Origin of the sequence: Komagataeibacter oboediens (genome assembly GCF_003207815.1) — a bacterium.
Taxonomy (GTDB): domain Bacteria; phylum Pseudomonadota; class Alphaproteobacteria; order Acetobacterales; family Acetobacteraceae; genus Komagataeibacter; species Komagataeibacter oboediens.
Map to the genome: position 1 here is coordinate 1 of NZ_NKTX01000184.1, position 1,451 is coordinate 1,451.

Sequence of the window (1,451 nt, forward strand, 5' to 3'; positions counted from 1 at the left end):
TAGCAGCCTGTCGGGTTGGGTTACCCAGTGAAGGGGTAAGGTTGTAAGGTGGTGAGATGAGCAGCTTCATCCCGTTTGACCGGTCTCAGCCGTATCTTCTGCCTCCTGATCTGAAGTCGTGGCTTCCTGCTGACGATATGGCGCATTTCATTGTAGCCGCCGTTGAGCGGGTTCCGATGAGTGCGTTCTGCGTGCCAGTGCGCACGGGTGGCAAGGCACAGTACCATCCGCGTCTGATGTTGGCCCTTCTGATCTTCAGCTATGCGAACGGGTTGTTTTCCTCACGCCGGATCGAGCGGGCGACATATCGCGACATCGGGGTACGCTTCGTGGCGGCGAACCTGCATCCGGATCATGATACGATTGCGACCTTCCGCCGGACGAACAGGGACGCCATTGAAGCTGCATTTGCGCAGGTTCTGCTTCTGGCGCGCGAGGCGGGTCTGCTGCGTCTGGGTGTAGTATCGATCGACGGCACGAAAATTGATGCCGACGCTTCGAAATACCGTTCCCTGCGCTACGACCGGATCAGGGCGCTGCGCGAACAGCTGGCGGTGGATATCGCGAAACTGATGGACCAGGCGGAGCACGCAGATGCCATAGACAGCGATCTGCAGGCATTGCCGGAAGCGCTTGCCCGACGGGAAACACTGAAAGCGAAGCTGGACGAAGCCTGCGCCCGGCTGGAAGCAGATGCGAAGGCGCAGGCCGAGGCGGCGCGATCGGCATACGAGAAAAAGAAGGCGGTGTATGACGCAAAAACAGGGCGTCGCGGCCGGGCGCCCAAACCGCCCGATGATGAACCACCACCCGACCGGCAGATCAGTCTGACCGATCCCGACAGCCGCCTCATGCGGCGTTCGGACGCTCACGAGTTCCGGCAGGCTTACAATGCCCAGGCCGTGGTCTGCGCCGAAGGCAGTCAGTTGATCGTGACAACCGACGTTGTCGCCACGTCAGCGGATGCGCCATCCTTTGCCGACACGGTGCTGTCGATGGAAGACACAATCGGTCTCCCGGAGAAGGTGCTTGCCGACACCGGTTACGCCAGCGGACAGGCGGTCCGGAAACTGCAGGAAAAGGGCATTGATCCGCTGGTCGCCATTGGACGGCCCTGTGCCCGCAGGCCTTACGACTTCCGACCCCATCCCGAAGCAAAGGAGCCACGCCGGATAACCGAACCCTGGCGGCTCGCCATGAAGGCGAGACTGGAAACCACAGAAGCCGGAGATGTTTACAGACTACGAAAACAGACCGTGGAGCCGGTCTTTGGAATTATCAAAAGCATCATGGGCTTCAGAAGGTTCAGTCTGCGCAGCCTTGCAAAAGTCACGACCGAATGGACACTCGTCGCTCTCGCATACAACTGCAAAAGAATGGCACGGCTTCAGGCGGCATAAGCCGGGTCAGCCTCGGCCTTATAACCCTCAAAATGACCAACCCGACAGGCT

At 59.8% G+C, this 1,451-nt stretch carries 1 protein-coding gene; it reads left to right on the forward strand.

Features of this window, described 5'->3' with window-relative positions:
* Positions 1-56: 56 nt before the first annotated feature.
* Positions 57-1,400, forward strand: coding sequence for an IS1182 family transposase (locus CFR80_RS18120; protein ID WP_110507849.1), 1,344 nt, complete (start codon positions 57-59; stop codon positions 1,398-1,400).
* Positions 1,401-1,451 lie beyond the last annotated feature (51 nt).